Origin of the sequence: Myroides sp. LoEW2-1 (assembly GCF_009767705.1) — a bacterium.
Lineage (GTDB): Bacteria > Bacteroidota > Bacteroidia > Flavobacteriales > Flavobacteriaceae > Flavobacterium > Flavobacterium album_A.
Genome location: NZ_WSPP01000380.1, coordinates 1 through 1,786, shown reverse-complemented (window position 1 = coordinate 1,786; position 1,786 = coordinate 1). Strand labels below are relative to the sequence as shown.

The following is a 1,786-nucleotide window of genomic DNA, read 5'->3' as shown; positions in this document are numbered from 1 at the left end:
GTTACAATACAAGTTCCTCTTGATATTGGAAATTTATCTATCTGAATATTATTATTGAATACATTCATTGCTAAAAAGCGTGTATCAGTTTCAAAATTAATTTCTACTAAATCAATTTTACTTATTCCTGCTATACTTAAACTATCTTTGATTCCATTGATTTCATCTTCTGTAAATTTTGTTCTTTTATGTATGACAACTCTTTCAGGCAATGTGTCCATAGATTGATAAAAGAGCTCTCTAATAGAAACACCAAATTGAAATGCATCTTTATATGATAGGTATGGATTATTTTGTTTGTCTAAATAATAGTCATCTATTTTAGCTAATCTATATTTCAATCCTTGACCATTAGAGTCATATATGTGACTACATCCTATAACAATTTCTGACTTGTTATGTATTTTTGATATACTATATCCTATACCAGCATATGCTGTTTTTCTTTCTTGATTATTTAGAATCCATGGAGTACGTAATGATTTTACATAAAAGGATAATGATAACCACCAATATATTTGACATTTTAATTTATCAAACAAGGTATCTTCTCTGATTAATTGAGTTGATATACCTTTTGAAGCTGAAAAAGCTTTGATATAGTCATGTAGATCAAAACTTTCTTCATCATTGATATAATTTTCAAATTGTTTCCATTCTAATGGAATAAAGATAACTATTGTGCTAGATCCTTGTGTCGCACTAATTTTTTCTATTTTATTAGTAATTAATCTTGCTAAGTTCAAGGCATTTTGGTGTGTTTCTTTATTGAGGTCAGGAATAAAATTTATATCAAGCCAATTGTTTTTGTCATTTTTAGAAGGAATATTTAAAGGAATGTTAAATATATTATAGAAGCCAGGATAGTCAATTAAATAATCAGGATTAGTGTTTTGAGTACTATGCTTTAGTTGTAAATCTGATAAAAAATCACTTAAATTAGAGGCGTAGTTACTACTACAGATTACAGATAGATTTATTTCATTTGATAGAATCTTACCATTTAAATTTACATCATAAGGACGATTATTAACTAATCCTCGCATAGGATGATAATCTTTGAAATCTAAATCTGAGCCTATATTTTTGAATATTAACTGAGGTTCTAAAAATTGTACTCCTTTAAATTGTGTTTGTTGTTTATTGTAATTTTTAGGTATAAAAGATTTGTAATTATTGTCAAGAACATTAATTTCACCAAATGCTGTATTTGATGAAATTTGGAAAATGAAACCTGTACCTGAGTTAACAGGATATTCAAATTTAATATTTTGATTATTAAAAAGGACATTGTTCCAGTATTCTAACTCTTCATCGTATTTATTATTGTATAATTTCTCCAACATCCTTTTACCAGTATTCTGCTTTTGAATTTTAGATATTTCAAAATCTGAATCTAGGTATAATGTAGGTGTAAAAGATAAATAACCAAATTTTGAATTCTTATCAAAAAAGAAGGAAATATAGATAGCCTTATGTACTCTGATACCCCCATAATTAGAAGATGGACTACTCATCCAAATTTTGTCTTTAAAATTAGAATTAACACTTTTCGTATCACAAAAAAATCTGGTTACTGCTTTTAACATTAATGATTTGAATGCACTAACATTCTCAATATCAAAACGAGATATTGGAACTCTCTTTATATCTGATTTAATAAAAGTTCGAAAAGTAGAGTTTATCTCGCTTAGTGTTCCTAATGCAAATACTTTCCTTTTAAAAGGAACTGCAACAATATTAGTATTTGCTGTTAATTCTCGTAAGAATTTCCATGGTGTTTCAT

General features: G+C 27.0%; 1 protein-coding gene and 1 pseudogene. One reads left to right on the top strand and one right to left on the bottom strand.

Going from position 1 to position 1,786, the window contains the following annotated elements; all coding sequences use genetic code 11:
* Nucleotides 1-1,517 (bottom strand): annotated as a pseudogene (locus tag GOQ24_RS16280) (hypothetical protein); the annotation flags it as partial.
* A gap of 79 nt (nt 1,518-1,596) precedes the next feature.
* On the opposite strand from GOQ24_RS16280, the gene GOQ24_RS16585 reads away from it, so the two are divergent.
* Nucleotides 1,597-1,786: hypothetical protein (locus tag GOQ24_RS16585; RefSeq protein WP_208103242.1), on the top strand; the 190-nt coding region annotated here is incomplete at its 3' end.